The sequence below is a fragment of the Telluria sp. ZB4P37 genome (genome assembly GCF_059685855.1).
In genome coordinates, this window is the sequence record NZ_JCASID010000016.1 from 1 (window position 1) to 18569 (window position 18569).

Consider the following 18569-nt stretch of genomic DNA (forward strand, 5'->3'; position numbering starts at 1 on the left):
TCGGGGTTTTTACAACCCTAAACCTTTACCTGCAACCCCCTCCCGATACCCTTCAGCAACTCATCTTCGGTAGCCCCTGGCAACTCATCTGCCACTTATCTTGGACACCAGTGCGCGCAGGCGGGGATACAGTTTGCACGCAGGCCAGTTTCGTCAAACCCGCTCCATCGTCGCCCGCAAGGCATCCATCTCCGCCACCATCCACTGCCTGAAGCGCTGCACCTTGAGCATGTGCTCCTTGTGCGGGTTGGCCAGGAAGCGGTAGCCGCTGCCGAAGGGCGCGCTGCGGCAGGCGATCTGGCGCAGTGCGCCCGATTCGATGTCCTGGAAGGCGATCCCGTAAGGCACCAGGGCCACGCCCTGCCCCGCCACCGCCGCCTGCACCAGCACGCCCCAGTGCGTGTAGCCGCGCGAGAAATCGTACTTGCCCTTGAGCGCGCGGTTCTCGTTCAGGAGCTGCAGCCAGGCTTCGGGCGACTGCACCACCAGCAGGCTATGCTGCGGCAGGTCAGCCAGGGTCAAGGCTTCCTGGCCAGGCGCCAGCAGTTCGGGGCTGTACACCGGCACCAGCCGTTCATGGAACAGCACCGAGGGGTCGCCGTCGCTCACCGGCCCGTAGCGCACCGCCACGTCGGTGCTGTCGGCCTGCAGGTCGACCGGCGCGTCGTTCGAATCGATGCGAATGTCGAGTTCCGGATACAGCTTGGTGAAGCGGTGCATGCGCGGCACCAGCCACTTGATCGCGAAGGAATGCGTGGTCGAGATGCGCAGCACCGCTTCCTCGTCGCCGCACTGCAGCGCCGCGACCTTGGCGCGCAGGTCGGCCAGCATGCGGGAGGTAGCAATGGCCAGCTCCTGGCCTTTTTCGGTCAGCGAGATATGACGCGGATGGCGCACAAACAAGGCGAAACCGACGTTTTCCTCGAGCTGCTTGACCTGCAGGCTGACTGCCGCCGGCGTCTTGTGCAGCTCTTGCGCGGCCAGCTTGAAGCTGCCCCAGCGGGCGGCGCAATCGAAGTCGATTAGGCCGGACAGGCTGCGTAGCGGCTTCATGGCGACCCCATGCATAAGTTTTTCTTATTCAATGCTATTACTTTTTCTCGGTTGATGGATTTTGCTGCTTTGCAGAAAATATACTCGATCCTACAAGGAAAAGTCATGCACAAGAATACGTTGGTGATCGGCGGTACCCGGTTCTTCGGCAAGCTCCTGGTCCAGCGCCTGCTGCGCGCCGGCCACCGCGTGACCATCGCAACGCGCGGCTATGCGCCCGACCCGTTCGGCGAGCGCATCACGCGGGTGCGGGTCGAGCGCCGCAACGAGCATGCGATGCGCAACGCCTTCCGCGATGCCTCTTTCGACCTCGTCTATGACCAGATGTGCTATTCGCCGCTGGACGCCGCCATCTCGGTACGCGTTTTTGCGGGCAAGGTCGGGCGCTATGTCATGACCTCGACCATCGATGCCTATCGCGGATTGGCGCCATCAGGTGCAGCCTTGCGTGAAGACGACTTGCAGGTGCGGGCACAAGGGATCGATACGGCCTACCCCTGGCACGACCCGGCGCTGGCCATCGGGAGCTATGTCGCGGGCAAGGTGCAGGCCGAGGCTTACCTGGTGCGCGACGGCAGCCTGCCGGTAGCGACGGTGCGCCTGGCCCATGTGCTCGGCGGGCCAGAGGACTTTACCGGGAGGCTGGCGCATTACGTGGACCTGGTGCGTTTGCGCACTCCCCTGCGCTATTCGAATGCCGGGGCGAAGGTGTCGTTCATGGAGGCGTCGGGGGCGGCGGATTTCCTGGTGTGGGCGGGGTCGCAGGAGTTTCTTGGCGCGGTGAATGCGGGCGATGATGGGGCACTGTCGGCGCTGGATGTGCATTCGCGGGTGGCGCGGGTGCTGGATGAGGCGCCGCATGCGGTGAAGGTAGTCGAACCTGCGCAGCCGGGGGTGTTGTCGCCGTTTGATTTTGGGGCGCCGCTGGTGCTGGATACGTCAAGGGCGAAGTCGCTGGGGTACCGGTTTGGGCATACGGATGAGTGGATGGACGATGTCATTCGCCATCACGATCTCGCGTTCATCTGATCACAGACCAGTTGAACGCGCGGGCGGGTGGACCCGCCCACCCTGCGCAAAACAACGGCCCGGGATTTCCGGGCCGTTCTCTTATCGTTTCGCTTTTTCCCGCGCCACCCGGTAGAGGATGGCGATGATCAGCGCATACGGGATCAGGGTCAGCAGGTTCGCGCTCTCCCCCGCGAAGAACGGGTTCGAGGCCTCGGCCCACTTGACCATGGTGCTGTCGAAATCGGTCAGCACGCCTGCGGTGATGGCGATGATGATGCCGGCCAGCGCGCCGCCGGCGATATAGCCCGAGGCCAGCAGCGTGCCCGAACTGCGGTCGCCCGCGGCCTGGCGCTCCTTGATGTTCATCGCCTGGTTCTGCGGCAGCTTGTCGTTGCGGCGGTCGGCCAGCCAGCGCACCATGCCGCCCACCGCGATCGGCAGCGTCGAGACCAGCGGCAGGTAGACGCCCACCGAGAAGGCCAGCGCCTGCACGCCCGCCATCTCCAGCACCACCGAGATCATCACGCCGAACAGCACCAGGGTCCAGGGCAGTTCCTGGTCGAGGATGCCCTTGATGATGTAGGACATCAGCACCGCCTTGGGCGCATCGTATTTCTTCACCTCGGTGCCGTCGGGACGGGTCTTGTGGGTGCCGTTGATGCCCGGGTCGACCAGGTAGGCCAGCTTGCCCTCGTTCGTCACCAGGTATTTGCCGGCCGGGCCGCCGACCGTGTCGCGCTTTTGCCAGACCTTGTAGGTATTCGCATCCGTCGCGGCCTGAGGGCCCTGCAACTGCGCGGTCTGGGTCAGTTTCGACGCGTCGACCGTGATGCCCGGCGCCACCTGGGCCGCCGGCACGTAGACCGTGCCCGCGTCGTTGAGCTTGAGCAGGATCGGGCCCAGGATCAGGGCCGAGGCGAAGGCGCCGCACAGGATCGCATACTGCTGCATGCGCGGGGTCGAGCCGACCAGATAGCCCGTCTTCAGGTCTTGCGAGGTGGTGCCGGCGTTGCTGGCGGCGACGCAGACGATCGCGCCCACCGACAGCGCGGTGACGTAATACTGGCCGCCGGTCCAGCCCATCAACAGGAAGATCAGGCAGGTGAACAGCAGCGTGGCCACCGCCATGCCCGAAATCGGGTTCGACGAGGAACCGACTTCGCCGGTCAGGCGCGAGGACACCGTAGCGAACAGGAAGCCGAACACCAGGATCAGCAGCGCGCCCAGGAAGTTCATGTGCAGCGGGGTGGCCACCGTGATGATGGCGATGATGGCGAGGCAGCCGATCACCACCCATTTGAGCGGGATGTCCTGGTCGGTGCGCAGGACCGCGCCACCCGCAGTGCCGGCGGCGCCGGCCTTGCCTTTACCCATGCCCGACAGGCCGCCGGTGAGGCCCTTCCAGATGGTCGGCATCGAGCGCACCAGCGAAATCAGGCCACCCGCGGCGACTGCACCGGCGCCGATGTAGAGCACATAGGCGTTGCGGATGTCGTCCGGGCCCATGTCCTTGATGAGCATCGTTCCCGGCGACAGCGGCACGGTGAGCAGCTCGCCGAAGAATTTTATCATCGGGATAAGGAGCAGATAGGACAGCACGCCACCGGCTGCCATGGTGAAGGCAATGCGCGGACCGATGATATAGCCCACGCCCAGCAGCTCGGGCGAGACTTCGGCGCCGGCCGATCCGCCCTTGAGCGGGGCGGCGAATTCGAAGTTGACGTAATCGCGCCAGCCCTTGAACGACACGCTCAGGGTCTTGTACAGCAGGCCGATACCGAAGCCACCGAAGATGATCATGGCGCGGCGCTTGGCCTCAACGGCGGCGTCCGAGCCGGCTTCGCGCACTTCGCCGGCCGCTTCGCGCGAGGTCTCGGTGGCCGCGGCCTTGAGCACTTCAGCGCAGGCCGTGCCTTCAGGGTATTTCAGTTCGCGGTGCGCGTCGACGATCATGGCGCGGCGCATCGGGATCATCATCAGGATGCCCAGCAGGCCGCCCAGCACGCCCACCAGCATCACACGCGAGATTTCCAGGTCGAAGCCGAGGATCAAGATCGCCGGCATGGTCACGCCCAGGCCGAAGGCCAGCGACTCGCCGGCCGAACCGGCGGTTTGGGTGATGCTGTTTTCCAGGATGGTCGATTCGCGCGCGCCGAACTTCTTCGCGGTGTGGAACAGGGTGATCGCGATGACCGCCACGGGAATCGAGGCGCTGACCGTCAGGCCGACCTTCAGCACCAGGTAGAGCGACGAGGCGCCGAAGATCATGCCCAGCACCACACCCATGAGCAGGGCGCGCAGCGTCATCTCGGGCAGTTGCGCGCTGGCCGGAATATATGGCCTGAACGCGGCCGTGGCGTGATCGGGTGGTGGATCGTAAGGCATGGGCTTCCTTCGGAATGCAAACTTAGAGGGGGCTGAATCCGTGACTATCGCACATGCCGAAATGGAATGAAAGCGGTTTAAGGGGGTAAAATCGGGGCTGACGGCCACATGCAGCACCGGCCTTACCTCGAGAGTAAAGTAGTGACCAAGCATGTCAACAACAGCGTCCGGCCGCCGGCGCAGCGTTTTCGCCGCCTGCGCGGTTTCGTCCTCCTGCTCCTCGCCGCAGTGGTCCTGTTCTTCGCGGGCGCCGTGATCTACCTGATGTCCGCGATCCTGCCAAACGTGCCGGACATTGACGCCGTAACGGACTACCGCCCCAAGATCCCGCTGCGTATTTATACGGCCGACAATGTCTTGATCGGCGAATTCGGCGTCGAGCACCGCGACTTCGTGCCGATCGCGAAAGTCCCGCCCCTGATGAAGTCCGCGCTGCTGGCGATCGAGGACACGCGCTTTTATGAACACGGCGGAATCGACTGGATCCGCGCGGCGGGCGCGGCCCGCTCCAATCTGCGCGGCGGCTTCCGCCAGGGCGCGTCGACCATCACGATGCAGGTGGCGCGCAACTTCTTCCTCTCGCGCGAGAAGCTCATATCACGCAAGCTCACCGAGATCGCCCTCGCCTACCGCATCGAGGATGCGCTGACCAAGGACCAGATCCTCGAGCTGTACATGAACCAGATCTATCTCGGCAACCGCGCCTATGGGTTCGCCAGCGCGGCGCGCAGCTATTTCGGCAAGTCGCTCGACGACTTGAGCCTGGCCGAAACCGCGATGCTGGCCGGCCTGCCGCAGAACCCCTCGCGCCACAACCCCGTGGTGAATCCAAAACGCGCGCAGTTGCGCCAGCACGCTGTGCTCAAGCGCCTCTATGAACTGGGAGACATCAGCGAGCCGGATTACCGCGAGGCGCTGGACGAACCGCTGCGCATCAAGCGCGGGGGCCAGGCTTTTGACACCAAGGCCGACTACGTGGCCGAACTGGCGCGCCAGGCGGCGTTCGCGCAGTTCGGCGAAGCCGCCTACGAGCGCGGCATCGTGGTGACCACCACCATCCTCAAGGCCGAGCAGGATGCGGCCTACGAATCGGTGCGCCGCAATGTGCTCGACTACGACCAGCGCCACGGCTACCGCGGCCCGGAAGCGCGCATCGAGCTGCCGCAGGACCTTGACGAGCGCGAGGAAGCCATCGTCGAGGCGCTGCAGAAGCGCCCATCGAGCGACGGCCTGCTGCCGGCGGTGGTGATTGCCGCCTCGCCGAACGCCGTGCGTGTCGAAACCCTGGCCGGAGACGAGATCACCTTGGAGGGCGCCGGCCTCAAATTCGCGGCAAGGGGCCTGGCGCCGGCGGCCCGGGAGTCGCTCGCCATCACGCCGGGCGCAGTCATCCGCATCAGCAAGCGCGGCAAGGACGGCTGGGGCATCACCCAGGTCCCGCAGGTTGCGGCGGCCTTTGTCGCGATCGATGCCGACACCGGCGCCTACCACGCGCTGGTCGGCGGCTTCGACTACAACCTGCAGAAGTTCAACCACGTCACCCAGGCCTGGCGCCAGCCGGGTTCGGCGATCAAGCCTTTCGTCTATGCGGCGGCGCTCGACAAGGGCTATTCGCCGGGCACGCGCATCCTCGACGCGGCGCTCGACATGCCGGGAGAGAACGCCGGCGCCACCTGGTCGCCGCAGAACGACGACGGCGTCTTCAGCGGGCCGATCACGATGCGCTATTCGCTGGCGCATTCGAAGAACGTCACCACCGTACGCCTGCTGCGCGCCCTGGGCGTGGACTACACCCACGATTACCTGGGCCGCTTCGGCTTCGACCTGCCGCGCCACGCCAAGAACATGACCCTGGCGCTGGGCACCGGGGCCGTCACGCCGCTGCAAATGGCGGGCGCCTATGCAGTCTTCGCCAACGGCGGCTACCGGGTCAAGCCGTACTTGATCGCGCAGATCCGCGACGGCAACGGCAGCATAATCCTGGAGAACAAACCGGCGGCGCGGCAGGACGGCGACCGCGTGCTCGATGCGCGCAACGTCTTCATCGCCGACAGCATGCTGCGCGACGTCACCCGCTACGGCACCGGCGCCGCATCGGTGCAAAAACTCGGCCGCACGGATATCGCGGGCAAGACCGGCACCACCAGCGACGCGTTCGACGGCTGGTTCGCGGGCTACGGCGGCAAGGTAGTCGCGGTGGCCTGGATGGGCTACGACGAGCCGCGCTCGCTGGGCGGACGCGAGTTCGGCGCCACGCTGGCGCTGCCGATCTGGATCGACTACATGCGCGTGGCGCTGGCGAAGCTGGCGCCGCAGCCGGAACAGGTCGAACCCGAAGGCGTGGTGCGCGAGAACGACGACTGGATCTATGCCGAGTTTGCGGAGCGGCCTGATTTGCGCGGCATCGACATCGAGCAGGCAGCGGACAATGTCGAGCCGGCCGACGCGGCCGAGCCGGCCGACCCGCTTGACCCGATCGAGGAGGCCGAAGACGCGCCGGCCCAGCCGGCCCCTGTTGCGCCGCCGCCGCCGCCACCGCCCGCGCCTTCGCCGCTGTTCTAGGCTATCCTGACATCGTTCCCGCAAGCCCCTGCGCCTTGCGGGAACCCGGGGGCCATCCCCGGGTCTGTCGCTTAGCGGTTCGCGCTCCGCAACCAACCTGAGGAGATCAGCATGGCCTACGTCGACGGTTTCATCCTTCCGCTTCCAACATCGAATCTCGAGAAATACCGCGAGGTCGCCGCGCGCGCCGGCGCCATCTGGCGCGAGCATGGCGCGCTGCAGTTCCGCGAGTGCATCGCCGAAGACGTCAAGCCGGGCAAGCTGACCTCCTTCCCCCAGGCGGTCAACCTGGAAGACGGCGAGACCGTGATCTTCTCGTGGATCGTCTACGAATCGCGCGAGAAGCGTGACGAGGTCAACGACAAGGTCATGAAAGACCCGCGCATGGCCGACCTCATGAAGCCCGAAGCCATGCCCTTCGACGGCAAGCGCATGGTCTATGGCGGCTTCGACATGCTCGTCGACCTTTAGCCCCTTCCCGAACTGCGGAAACTGACGAGCCCTCCCCCGCACCGCGCACGCCGCAGCAGGCCGCTCCCGGCGCATCCAGCGCGCCGGGTTGCGCACATGCGGCCTGTCACTGTCAATGCTTGTCTGCTGCTTCCATCGAAAGTGACATCCGACAACGAAAAGTGTCAGAACCCACACGCATCCAATTGACAAGCCGGCTGACGGCATGTCAACATCAATTTCCTCAAATCAACTCATCTTCGCCGGAGTCCATTCATGCCTGCAGCCAACTTGTCGTTCTCGTCCGCCGACCTGGCATCACAGCTCGACGACTGCACCCCTGAACAGCTCGACCGGCTCGATTTCGGCGTGATCGGCTTCGACGCCGACACCAAGGTCTGCCTGTATAACGCCTTCGAATCGCAGGCCGCCGGCCTGTCGCCACAGCGCGTGCTGGGCCAGCCGCTGTTCACCAACGTGGCGCCCTGCCTGAACAACTTCATGGTCGCGCAGCGCTTCGACGACGCCATGGAAGATGGCTCCGCGCTCGACGACACCATCGACTACGTGCTGACCCTGCGCATGCGCCCGGTGAAAGTGGCCCTGCGCCTGCTGGCCAGCCCGGGCAGCGCGCACCGCTACGTGCTCGTGCAGCGCCAGCCGCGCTAAGCGGAATGAGCAGCCGGATGGACAATCAGGTGGACGATAGCGAACAGTTGCGCGCCGAGCACGAAGCGCTGATCCAGTTCCTGTACCTGGCGCCGGTGGGCCTGGTGCAGGCCGATATGGATGGCGGGATCGCGATGATGAACCCGATCTCGGCCCAGCTCCTGATGCCGCTCTCGCGCGACGGCGGGCTCGATAACCTGTTCGCCGCGCTCGAGACGGTGGCGCCCGACCTGCGCCACCTGTGCCGCGACTACGACCGCCCGAGCGGCAAGATCTGCGACGGCCTGCACGTACACCTGAACGCCGGCTCGCCGGGCAAGAAGACGCCCCAGATCCTTGCGATCACCCTGCTCAAGCTCGACGCCCAGCGCCTGATGGCCGTCATCGACGATGTTACCCTGCAGGTGCGGCGCGAGCGCCAGCTGCGCCAGAGCGATGCCTGGCTCAACGCCATCCTGACCGGCATCACCGACTACGCGCTGGCGGGGATCGACGCCCGCGGCGCCATCACCGAATGGAACGCGAGCATCGGCCGCGTCACCGGCTTCGGCGAGGACGCCGTCGGCCAGCCCTATTCGATCTTCTGCCCCCCGGACGCGATGACGCCCGAGCGCCTGCTCGATCGCCTGCGCGAGGCCGACAACGACGGCTGGAGCCTGGACGAAGGCAAGCGCATGCGCGCCGACGGCAGCAGCTTCTGGGGCAGCGCCCTGATTGCGCCCCTGCCCGACCGCGAGCCGGACGGCGCGGCCTATTGCCTGATCCTGCGCGACATCACCGACAAGCGCGAAGCGAGCGAGCGGCGCCGGCGCGAAGCCTTCGGCGACTACCTCACCGGCCTGGGCAACCGCCGCGCCTTCTTCGAGGCGGCGGAACAGGAACTCGCGCGCAGCCGGGTGGTGCCGCGCTCCACCTCCGTGATCACGTTTGACGCCGACAACTTCAAGGCCATCAACGACAGCCACGGCCATCCGGGCGGCGACACCGTGCTGCAGCACCTGGCCGCGATCCTCGCCGAGACCTTCCGCGAAGTCGACGTGGTCGCGCGCATCGGCGGCGAGGAATTCGCCGTGCTGCTGCCGTCGACCGACCTGCCGCGCGCGGCGGTGGTGGCCGAACGCCTGCGCTCCCTCGTCGCCTCCCAGGTCGTGCATTTCGAGGGCACCCGCATCCGCTATACCGTCAGTGCCGGCGTGGCCTGCCTGATTGATGCCGAGGGCGGCATCGACCTGCTGCTCAAACGCGCCGACCAGGCCTTGTACGCCGCCAAGCGCGCCGGGCGCAACCGCGTCGAACGCTGGCGCCCCGAATTGGCGGCGGCGCCTGAGCATCAAGCCCAGCCCCGGCCGGAAGGAACGAGCGATGCTGCCTGACCCGAGCGACGCCTATGAAGCCCTGGTCCAGTTCCTCTACCGCGCCCCGATCGGGCTGGCGCAGATGAACGTCGAGGGTACGGTCGACATGCTCAACCCGATGGCCTCGAACCTGCTGATGCCGCTGGCGGGCGAGGAAGGTTTGGACAACCTGTTTGCGGTGCTGGCGCCGATCGCGCCCCAGCTGGCGCAGCTGGCGCGCGAGTTCGCCGCGCCCTCGGGCGTGATCTGCGAAGGCCTGCGCGCCATCCTGCCGCCCGGGATGACCGCACCCGGCGCCCCGCAGGTGCTGTCGATCAGCCTGATGAAGTTCGACACCGACCGCCTGATGGCGGTCGTGGCCGACGCCACGCTCGAAGTGCAGCGCGAGCAGGAAACCCTGTCGCGCCGCCTGCGTAACGCCGCCCGCACCGACCTGCTGACCCGCATGCCGAACCGCGAAGCGGTGCGCGAGCAGCTCGCGCGCATGATCGCGCGGCCGGCGCCGGGCGCCGAACTGCCGGCCTCGCACTTCGCGGTGCTGTTCATGAACTGCGACCGCTTCCGCCGCATCAACGACACCCTCGGCCAGGCCGCGGGCGACGCCCTCCTGGTGCAGATCGGCGAGCGTATCCGCGGCGCCCTGCGCCCGCCGAGCGACCGCATCGACACCCTCAACGGAACCGGCCAGCTGGCCGCGCGCGTGGGCGGCGACGAATTCGTCGTGGTCCTCGACGGCATGCGCTCGCGCGAGGATGCCGAGCGGGTCGCCGGCCGCCTGCTCGACACCCTGGCGCTGCCCTACCGCGTGCAGGGCCACGAGGTGGTCTGCGGCACCAGCCTGGGCCTGGCCTGGGGCGCCGGCTGCGCGCACGATGCCGACGAAGTCCTGCGCGACGCCAGCATTGCCATGGCCGAAGCCAAGCGCGCCGGCGGCGCACGCCACCTGGTGTTCGACACCACGATGCGCGAACGGGCCGCACACCGCGCCGGCATCGAGGCCGAGCTGCGCCAGGCGATCGCCGAAGAGCAGCTCTTCGTGGTCTACCAGCCGGTGGTCGGCCTATTGCCGGGCGGCGGCACCGACCACTCGGCCGGCGTCGAGGCGCTGGTGCGCTGGCGCCATCCGCAGCGCGGGGTGGTGCCGCCAATCGAATTCATCACGGTGGCCGAGGAATGCGGCCTGATCGGCGCGGTCGGCGACTTCGTGCTGGAGCGCTCCTGCCGCGACTTCATGGACTGGCAGGCGCGCCTTGGCGAATCCGCGCCGCGCCTGATCGCCGTGAACTTGTCGCGCGCCCAGCTGGGCCAGCCTGGCTGGATCGACAGCGTGCGCCGCATCCTCGACCTCACCGGGATGCCGCCCGAGCAGCTGCAGCTGGAAGTGACCGAAAGCCTGGCCGCGCAAGACCAGGGCATCCAGCAGCGTCTCCACGAACTGAAGGCGCTGGGCATCCAGCTGGCGCTCGACGATTTCGGCACCGGCTATTCCTCGCTGTCGAGCCTGCACCTGCTGCCGGTAGACACCGTCAAGATCGACCGCTCGTTCGTCAGCCAGGCCGACACCAGCCACCACCACCGCGTGCTGATCGAGGCCACGGTGAAAGTGGCGCAGAGCCTGGGCATGAAGACCGTGGCCGAAGGCATCGAAACCCGGTCGCAGGCCGACGTCGTGCGGGCCCAGTGCTGCGCCAAGGGCCAGGGCTATTTCTATAGCCGGCCACTGCCTGCGCCCGAGCTGCTGGCCTGGCTGGCCAGCCACCAGCACGCCACGGCCTGACCAGCCCGTATGCGCACTCCTGCAGGGGCTGGGGTGGTGCGCCGCGTTCATGCACGAGGCTGCCTTCGCATGATGGTGCACCGCATCCGCGCTGGCTCTACTCTGGGCAAGAACATTCCCTGCCAAGCGAGCTCATGTGTAGGCGAAGTTCCCCTCAGGACGTACGCCCGGTCCTACATGCGCTAAGGTTTCGTTCCTATTTCACGCGCCTCGGCCTGCTCGCATGATGGGATACCCATCCACACCGAGGAGAATACAAATGAAGAACACCTTACAAGGGGCCCTGCTGGGCGGCGTCATGATCCTGGCGCTCAGCGCATGCAAGTCGACCGACCCCGAGACCAGCAGCGGAAGTTCGAGCGCCGGATCGTCGATGAGCTCGGGGAGCACGGGCACAACTGGTGCTGCGGGCGCGAGCGGCACCAATACCGGCACCACGAATGAGGTCATGAGCCCCACGCCGACCCCAATGCCGCCTGCCACCACGACTCCGCAAACAACGACTCCACCGCCTACCGGCACCGAAAAACGCTGGTAGACAGTGCAGGGCCCGGGCCGGTACATGATGGCAAGGCCTGGCGGCAGCCATGCCGCTTGATCGCGTCAAGCCAGCCGCCCGCGCCCAGCCTGTCCCTTGCCACTCAAGCCTGTTCACTGGCCGATTCCGGACATCCCTCCATTATCTGCCCGATAGTTTCCTGCCTCTCCCCTGCAGTCGGATAGAATCGTCACGCCCCTTGGCCTGACTTTCTACCCATTATGAAAAATTGGTTTGCGCGCTGGTTCAGTGGATCTTTCCACCCCGGCCATGCCGCGCCCGCTGCACAGCCTGCTCCTGCGAACTCACCGGCGTCGACCCATTCGCTTCCCGCGGCGGCCACCGGTGTTGTTAATCCGCCACCGCCTCTCGATCTCGACCTGGGCTTTTTCCGCTGGCTGCTCGGGCCCGCCGCGCATGCTGGCGAAGCGCCGGAACAATTGATCTTGGACGAGCTGAGCCGTCTGGTGCGCCAGCCCGAGTCCGCCGCCGGCATGGTGCCGCGCGTGCCCGCCGTCATTCCCCAACTGCTGCGCAGCCTGCGCGACGACAGCATGGCGCCGGCCGACCTGGCGCGCCAGGTGGCGCAGGACGTGACCCTGGTGGCGGAAGTCATCCGCGAGGTCAACAGCCCGTTCTACGGGCCGACGGCGAAGGTCGTCAATATTGAAGGAGCGCTCATGCTGCTGGGCCAGAATGGCTTACGCATGCTGCTGGCGCGGGTCGCCTTCCGCCCCGTGATCAGCGCGCAGACCGGGCGCCTGGCGCGCCAGCTGGCGCCGCAGGTCTGGAGCCAGTCGGAATACTGCGCCCAGGCCGCCGGCATGGCGGCGCCAGGCCTCGGCGCCGATGCTTTCGAAGCCTATCTCGCGGGCTTGACCCAGAACGTTGGCCTGATCGTCGCATTCCGCCTGGCCGACCAGGTCGCCGGCGCGCAAGCCCTGCCGCGCTCCGACGCCTTTGCCCACGCCTTGCAGGACAGCGCGCGCCTCCTGTCGGCGCGGATCGCGGCCTTGTGGGAACTGCCGCCGCCGGTGAGCATGGCGATACTGCAGGCCGGCCAGGCGGATGCGCCGCCCCTGGCGCAGGCGCTCCGGCTGGGCGGCCGCCTGGCCAGGCTGCGCATGCTGCTCGATGCGGGCGTCGAGGGGGCGCTTGGCGCCGCCGCTGCACTCCCGGGCGAGGAGAAGCGTATCTTCGACAGATTACGTAAAGGGGAAGACTGATGGGTTTCCAGATCGAGCAGAAACTGGTCATCGCGGTGGCGTCGAGCGCGCTGTTCGACCTGTCGGCATCGCACCGGGTCTATGTCGACGAGGGGCCCGAGGCCTACCGCGCCTATCAGGAGCGCCACCTCGACGTCATCATCGACAAGGGCGTGGCCTTCTCGTTCATCCGCCGCTTCCTGAACATCAACCGCTGCTTCCCGCAGGAGGCGCCGGTCGAAGTCGTGCTCCTGTCGCGCAATTCGCCCGAGACCGGCCTGCGCGTGATGCGCTCGATCGCGCACTATGGGCTCGACATCTCGCGCGCGGCCTTCATGAACGGCGGTTCGCCCTACTCCTACCTGCCCGCTTTCAATGCTTCGCTGTTCCTGAGCGCGCACGAGGACGACGTCAAGTCCGCGATCGCGATGGACTACCCGGCCGGCCTGGTGCTGCCCTCGCGCATCGCCGACGATGAGGCCGATGCCGAGCTGCGTGTCGCCTTCGACTTCGACGGCGTGCTGGCCGACGACGAGTCGGAAACCGTCTTCAAGCAAAACGGCCTGCTTGAATTCCATGCGCACGAGCGCCTGCACATGGCGCGCCCGCACCAGCCAGGGCCACTGGCCGACATGTTCCAGAAGCTCGCCATGATGCAGCGGCTCGAAGACGAGGCCCAGCGCCGCGACCCGGCCTACCGCCGGATCGTGCGCATCGCGATCATCACGGCGCGCAGCGCGCCCTCGCACGAGCGGGTCGTCACCACGCTCCAGAGCTGGGGCGTATCGGCCGACGAGACCTTCTTCCTGGGCGGGATGGACAAGGCCCGCGTACTGTCGGTGTTCCGGCCGCACATCTTCTTCGACGACCAGCTGACCCACCTGCAGTCGGGGCCGGGCGGCACCATCCCGATGGTGCACGTGCCGTTCGGGATTGCGAACCGTCGCGTTGCCGAAGCTGCCTAGGCGGGGCCGTCCGCAACCCGGCACGCACGTCGCGCACGGCGGCGACCAGCGCCTTCGTCTATAATGGACAGCCCCTTTTGCGAACCTTTTTGCAAACGTTTTTGCAAACATCCACGCGCGCTCAATGCCCTTCGATCTCCAGAAAAACCTCCCGAAACCCGGAACCCGGTTCGCCTTGCCGAACCTGCATGGCTCGAGCGATGCCTACGCGCTCGCCACCGCCGCGCTGGCCCTGAAGGCCAAGGGGCAGATCCTGACCGTGATCGTAGCCAATGCCTCCGACGGCCAGCGCCTGCTGGACGAGATTCCCTGGTTCGCCGAGGGCAAGCTGGCCTGCCACCTGCTGCCCGATTGGGAAACCCTGCCCTACGATGCCTTCTCGCCGCACCAGGACCTGGTCTCGGAACGCCTCGCGACCCTGCACGAGATCCGCAACGGCCAGTGCGACGTGCTGGTCGTGCCGGCCACCACGGCGTTGCAGCGCCTGGCCCCGCCCTCCTTCCTGGCGGCCTACACCTTCTTCTTCCGCCAGGGCGAACGCCTGGATGAAGCCAGGCTCAAGGCCCAGCTGACGCTGGCGGGCTATTCTCACGTTTCGCAGGTGATGTCGCCGGGCGAATACTCCGTGCGCGGGGGCCTGATCGACCTGTTCCCGATGGGGTCCGTGCTGCCCTACCGGCTCGACCTGTTCGGCGACGAGATCGAAACCATTCGCACGTTTGATGCCGACACCCAGCGCTCGCTCTACCCGGTGAAGGAAGTGCGCCTCCTGCCGGGCCGCGAATTCCCGATGGACGAGGCGGCGAGGACAAGCTTCCGCGGCCGCTGGCGCGAGCGTTTCGAGGGCGATCCCTCGCGCTCGCCGATCTACAAGGACATCGGCAGCGGCATCGCCTCGGCCGGCATCGAGTACTACCTGCCGCTGTACTTCGACGAGACGGCCAACCTGTTCGACTACCTGCCGAAGGAAACCACGCTGGCGCTGGTGGGCGACATCGAGGCGGCAATCCTGCGCTTCTGGGTCGATACCGAGTCGCGCTATACATTCCTCAAGAGCGACCGCGAACGCCCGCTGCTCGAGCCGCGCGAGCTGTTTCTCAGCGCCGAACAGTTCTTCACCTGCGCCAAGCCGCACGGACGCTGGACCATCGCCAAGGACCCGGCCCTGCCGGCTTCCGAATTGTCGGCGCCGATTCCCGACATTGCAGTGAACCGGCGCATGGACGACCCGCTGGCCACCCTGCGCGCTTTTGTGGAACGCAGCGACGCGCGCGTGATGATCTGCGCCGATTCCGCTGGCCGCCGCGAGACGCTGCAGCAGTATTTCCACGAATACGGGCTCGAGCTCGCGCCGGTCGAAGGCTTCGAGGGCCTGCGCGCAACGAGCAATCGGCTGGCGCTGGGCGTGGCGCCGCTGCAGGCCGGTTTCGAACTGACCGAGACCCATGCCGGGCGCCTGGTCTTCATTACCGAGACCGAGCTGTATGCGGGCTCGGGCCGCCGCGCCGGCAAGAAGAAACAGGAAGCGACCAGCCAGGTCGAATCCATGGTGCGGGATTTGTCGGAGCTGAAGATCGGGGATCCGGTGGTGCACATCAACCACGGCATCGGGCGCTACATGGGCCTGACCAGCATGGACCTGGGCGAAGGCGAAACCGAATTCCTGCACCTGGAATACGCCAAGGACACCAAGCTGTATGTGCCGGTCTCGCAGCTGCACGTGATTTCGCGCTATTCGGGCACCTCGCCGGAAGACGCGCCCCTGCATTCGCTGGGTTCGGGCCAGTGGGACAAGGCCAAGCGCAAGGCCGCCGAGCAGGTGCGCGACACCGCCGCCGAGCTGCTCAACCTGTATGCGCGCCGCGCCGCGCGCCAGGGCCATGCTTTCGAATACTCCAGCACCGACTACGAGAACTTCGCCGGCAGCTTCGGCTTCGACGAGACGCCGGACCAGGCCGAAGCCATCCACAACGTGATCAAGGACATGACCTCGGGCCGCCCGATGGACCGCCTGGTGTGTGGCGACGTGGGCTTCGGCAAGACCGAAGTCGCGCTGCGCGCGGCCTTCATTGCCGTGATGGGAGGCAAGCAGGTGGCGATCCTGGCGCCGACCACGCTGCTGGCCGAACAGCATGCGCAAACCTTCGCCGACCGTTTCGCCGACTGGCCGGTGAAGATCGCCGAGCTGTCGCGCTTCCGTACCGGCAAGGAGATCAACAACGCGATCAAGGGCATGGCCGACGGCACCCTCGACATCGTGATCGGCACCCACAAGCTGCTCTCGCCCGACGTCCAGTTCACGCGCCTGGGGCTGGTGATCATCGACGAGGAACACCGCTTCGGCGTGCGCCAGAAGGAGGCGCTCAAAGCCCTGCGCGCCGAGGTGGACGTACTCACACTCACCGCGACTCCCATCCCGCGCACCCTCGGCATGGCGCTGGAAGGCCTGCGCGACTTTTCGATCATCGCCACCGCGCCGCAAAAGCGCCTGGCGATCAAGACGTTTGTCCGCAGCGAAGACGGTTCCATCATCCGCGAAGCCTGCCTGCGCGAACTGAAACGCGGCGGCCAGATCTACTTCCTGCACAACGAAGTCGAAACCATCGAGAACCGCCGCGCCATGCTCACGGCGCTGCTGCCGGAAGCGCGCATCGGCGTCGCCCACGGCCAGATGCACGAGCGCGACCTGGAAAAAGTGATGCGCGACTTCGTGGCGCAGCGCTTCAACATCCTGCTGTGCACCACCATCATCGAGACCGGCATCGACGTGCCGACCGCGAACACCATCATCATGCACCGCGCCGACCGCTTCGGCCTGGCCCAGCTGCACCAGCTGCGCGGGCGCGTCGGCCGTTCGCACCACCAGGCCTATGCCTACCTCATGGTGAGCGACGTCATGACCCTGACCAAGCAGGCGCAGCGCCGGCTCGACGCGATCCAGGCAATGGAAGAACTGGGCAGCGGCTTCTACCTGGCCATGCACGACCTCGAGATTCGCGGCGCCGGCGAAGTGCTGGGCGAGAGCCAGTCAGGCGAGATGCTGGAAATCGGCTTCCAGCTGTATTCCGACATGCTGAACGAAGCGGTGCGCTCGCTCAAGGCAGGCAAGGAACCGGACCTGGCCGCGCCTTTGTCCACCACCACCGAGATCAACCTGCACGTGCCGGCCCTGCTGCCTTCTGATTATTGCGGCGACGTGCATGAGCGCCTGTCGATCTACAAGCGCCTGGCCAATTGCGAAAGCCAGGACAAGATCGACGGCATGCAGGAAGAACTGATCGACCGCTTCGGCAAGCTGCCGGAGCCGGTGAAGGCGCTGATCGAGACCCACCGCCTGCGCATTGCCGCCAAGTCGGTCGGCATCACCAAGATCGACGCGCATGGCGAAGCGGCAAACCTGCAGTTCATGGAAAAGCCGCCGATCGACCCGATCAAGATCATCACCCTGATCCAGAAGAACCGCCACATCAAGCTGGCCGGCCAGGACAAGCTGCGCATCACCGCCAGCATGCCCGACCTGGCTGCGCGCGTGACGCAACTGAAAACCACCATCAAACAACTGCTCGCTTAATTACTCGATTTTATGACGATGAACCTGGTACTCCAGGGGCCGCAGGCCTCGCCCGACACGCTGAACCGGCTCGCGCAACTGGCGGGCGCGGCGCGCGTCGTGCAGGTAGGCGGCCACGCGCTGCGCTGCGAAGATGTCCCGTTTTCCGCCCGCATCAAGCAGGACGTCGAAGCCGCCGCCTTTGCGGCCGGGGTGGATGCCTGCTTCATCGAAGCCGGGCGCAAGCTCGCGGACTTCGCCCTGGTGGCGATGGACATGGACTCGACCCTGATCACCATCGAGTGCATCGACGAGATCGCGGACATGCAGGGACTGAAATCCCAGGTGTCCGACATCACCGAGGCTGCCATGCGCGGCGAGATCGATTTCGCCGCCAGCTTGACCCGCCGCGTGGCGCTGCTCGAAGGGCTCGATGCCTCCGCCCTCCAGCGCGTCTATGACGAACGCCTGCGCATCTCGCAAGGCGGCGAAGCGATGCTGCGCGCGGTGCAGGCCGCGGGCCTGAAGACCCTGCTGGTATCGGGAGGCTTCACCTTCTTCACCGACCGTCTCAAGGAGCGCCTGGCGCTCGACTATACCCACGCCAATGTGCTGGAAGTGCTTGGAGGCAAGCTGACCGGCCGGGTACTGGGCGGCATCGTCGATGCGGAAGAGAAAATGCGCACCGTCCAGCGCGTGTGTGCCGATCTGGGTATCGCTCCGCGCCAGGCCATCATCATGGGCGATGGCGCCAACGACCTCCGGATGATGGGCATCGGCGGCCTGTCGGTGGCCTACCAGGCCAAGCCGGTGGTGCGCAGCCAGGCCAATGTGGCGCTGAACTTTTCGGGCCTCGACGGCCTGCTGGCGATCCTCGCCTGAGGCGCCGCAGTTCCACCTGCCTGCCCGCGTGGCAGCTTGACCGGCTTGACACGCGAGGACGGTGGCAATCTGGGCGCGCAGAAAGAGCTCAGACACAGCGCAAACCTCGTGTCGCACACGGTTGGATGCAGCGCAGCGCTGGGCTATGTTGACGGTGCGGCCGCGTC

At 66.4% G+C, this 18569-nt stretch carries 13 protein-coding genes; 11 read left to right on the forward strand and 2 right to left on the reverse strand.

The features are described 5' to 3' along the window. Positions 1–153: 153 nt before the first annotated feature. The gene (locus AC56K1_RS19830; protein WP_497159510.1) at positions 154–1053 is read right to left on the reverse strand and encodes a LysR substrate-binding domain-containing protein; all 900 of its coding nucleotides are present in this window, start codon (positions 1051–1053) and stop codon (positions 154–156) included. Positions 1054–1158: 105 nt separating this feature from the next. On the opposite strand from AC56K1_RS19830, the gene AC56K1_RS19835 reads away from it, so the two are divergent. Then, a complete protein-coding gene (locus AC56K1_RS19835) occupies positions 1159–2082 on the forward strand; it encodes an NAD-dependent epimerase/dehydratase family protein (RefSeq protein ID WP_497159511.1) in 924 nt (307 codons plus the stop codon). An 81-nt stretch (positions 2083–2163) separates the two neighbouring features. Here AC56K1_RS19835 and AC56K1_RS19840 read toward each other — a convergent pair whose 3' ends face one another. Then, positions 2164–4449, reverse strand: coding sequence for an OPT family oligopeptide transporter (locus tag AC56K1_RS19840; protein ID WP_497159512.1), 2286 nt, complete (start codon positions 4447–4449; stop codon positions 2164–2166). Positions 4450–4557: 108 nt separating this feature from the next. Here AC56K1_RS19840 and AC56K1_RS19845 point away from each other — a divergent pair, with 108 nt between their 5' ends. The 10 genes from AC56K1_RS19845 (at position 4558) to serB (ending at position 18402) form a co-directional block, all read left to right on the forward strand. Further along, positions 4558–7011 carry a penicillin-binding protein 1A gene (locus AC56K1_RS19845; protein ID WP_497159513.1) on the forward strand — a complete coding sequence of 818 codons (2454 nt, stop codon included), beginning with the start codon at positions 4558–4560 and terminating at the stop codon, positions 7009–7011. A 111-nt stretch (positions 7012–7122) separates the two neighbouring features. Beyond that, positions 7123–7482: a DUF1428 domain-containing protein gene (locus AC56K1_RS19850; RefSeq protein ID WP_497159514.1), complete on the forward strand. Its 360-nt coding sequence runs from the start codon at positions 7123–7125 to the stop codon at positions 7480–7482. A 255-nt stretch (positions 7483–7737) separates the two neighbouring features. After that, positions 7738–8130, forward strand: coding sequence for a phosphonate transporter (locus AC56K1_RS19855; RefSeq protein ID WP_497159515.1), 393 nt, complete (start codon positions 7738–7740; stop codon positions 8128–8130). A 29-nt stretch (positions 8131–8159) separates the two neighbouring features. Continuing rightward, complete coding sequence (locus tag AC56K1_RS19860; protein WP_497159516.1) at positions 8160–9503, forward strand: GGDEF domain-containing protein; 1344 nt, start codon at positions 8160–8162, stop codon at positions 9501–9503. Next, positions 9493–11262 carry a putative bifunctional diguanylate cyclase/phosphodiesterase gene (locus tag AC56K1_RS19865; RefSeq protein WP_497159517.1) on the forward strand — a complete coding sequence of 590 codons (1770 nt, stop codon included), beginning with the start codon at positions 9493–9495 and terminating at the stop codon, positions 11260–11262. The genes AC56K1_RS19860 and AC56K1_RS19865 overlap by 11 nt, the downstream gene beginning before the upstream one ends. Positions 11263–11521: 259 nt before the next feature. Continuing rightward, positions 11522–11800: a hypothetical protein gene (locus tag AC56K1_RS19870; RefSeq protein ID WP_497159518.1), complete on the forward strand. Its 279-nt coding sequence runs from the start codon at positions 11522–11524 to the stop codon at positions 11798–11800. Between the two features lie 221 nt (positions 11801–12021). Next, entirely contained in the window at positions 12022–13026 is a 1005-nt protein-coding gene (locus AC56K1_RS19875) for an HDOD domain-containing protein (RefSeq protein ID WP_497159519.1), read from the forward strand. After that, the gene (locus AC56K1_RS19880; protein ID WP_497159520.1) at positions 13026–13970 is read left to right on the forward strand and encodes a 5'-nucleotidase; all 945 of its coding nucleotides are present in this window, start codon (positions 13026–13028) and stop codon (positions 13968–13970) included. The genes AC56K1_RS19875 and AC56K1_RS19880 overlap by 1 nt, the downstream gene beginning before the upstream one ends. 124 nt (positions 13971–14094) lie before the next feature. After that, a complete protein-coding gene (gene mfd, locus AC56K1_RS19885) occupies positions 14095–17541 on the forward strand; it encodes a transcription-repair coupling factor (RefSeq protein ID WP_497159521.1) in 3447 nt (1148 codons plus the stop codon). A gap of 18 nt (positions 17542–17559) precedes the next feature. Next, on the forward strand, positions 17560–18402 hold the full coding sequence (gene serB, locus AC56K1_RS19890) for a phosphoserine phosphatase SerB (protein ID WP_497159522.1): 843 nt from the start codon (positions 17560–17562) through the stop codon (positions 18400–18402). Positions 18403–18569 lie beyond the last annotated feature (167 nt).

Bases quoted from the DNA above. Each gene is read 5' to 3' on its own strand.
- AC56K1_RS19830 (WP_497159510.1), bottom strand. From the start codon at position 1,053: ATGAAGCCGCTACGCAGCCTGTCCGGCCTAATCGACTTCGATTGCGCC.
- AC56K1_RS19835 (WP_497159511.1), top strand. From the start codon at position 1,159: ATGCACAAGAATACGTTGGTGATCGGCGGTACCCGGTTCTTCGGCAAG.
- AC56K1_RS19840 (WP_497159512.1), bottom strand. From the start codon at position 4,449: ATGCCTTACGATCCACCACCCGATCACGCCACGGCCGCGTTCAGGCCA.
- AC56K1_RS19845 (WP_497159513.1), top strand. From the start codon at position 4,558: ATGCAGCACCGGCCTTACCTCGAGAGTAAAGTAGTGACCAAGCATGTC.
- AC56K1_RS19850 (WP_497159514.1), top strand. From the start codon at position 7,123: ATGGCCTACGTCGACGGTTTCATCCTTCCGCTTCCAACATCGAATCTC.
- AC56K1_RS19855 (WP_497159515.1), top strand. From the start codon at position 7,738: ATGCCTGCAGCCAACTTGTCGTTCTCGTCCGCCGACCTGGCATCACAG.
- AC56K1_RS19865 (WP_497159517.1), top strand. From the start codon at position 9,493: ATGCTGCCTGACCCGAGCGACGCCTATGAAGCCCTGGTCCAGTTCCTC.
- AC56K1_RS19870 (WP_497159518.1), top strand. From the start codon at position 11,522: ATGAAGAACACCTTACAAGGGGCCCTGCTGGGCGGCGTCATGATCCTG.
- AC56K1_RS19875 (WP_497159519.1), top strand. From the start codon at position 12,022: ATGAAAAATTGGTTTGCGCGCTGGTTCAGTGGATCTTTCCACCCCGGC.
- AC56K1_RS19880 (WP_497159520.1), top strand. From the start codon at position 13,026: ATGGGTTTCCAGATCGAGCAGAAACTGGTCATCGCGGTGGCGTCGAGC.
- mfd (WP_497159521.1), top strand. From the start codon at position 14,095: ATGCCCTTCGATCTCCAGAAAAACCTCCCGAAACCCGGAACCCGGTTC.
- serB (WP_497159522.1), top strand. From the start codon at position 17,560: ATGAACCTGGTACTCCAGGGGCCGCAGGCCTCGCCCGACACGCTGAAC.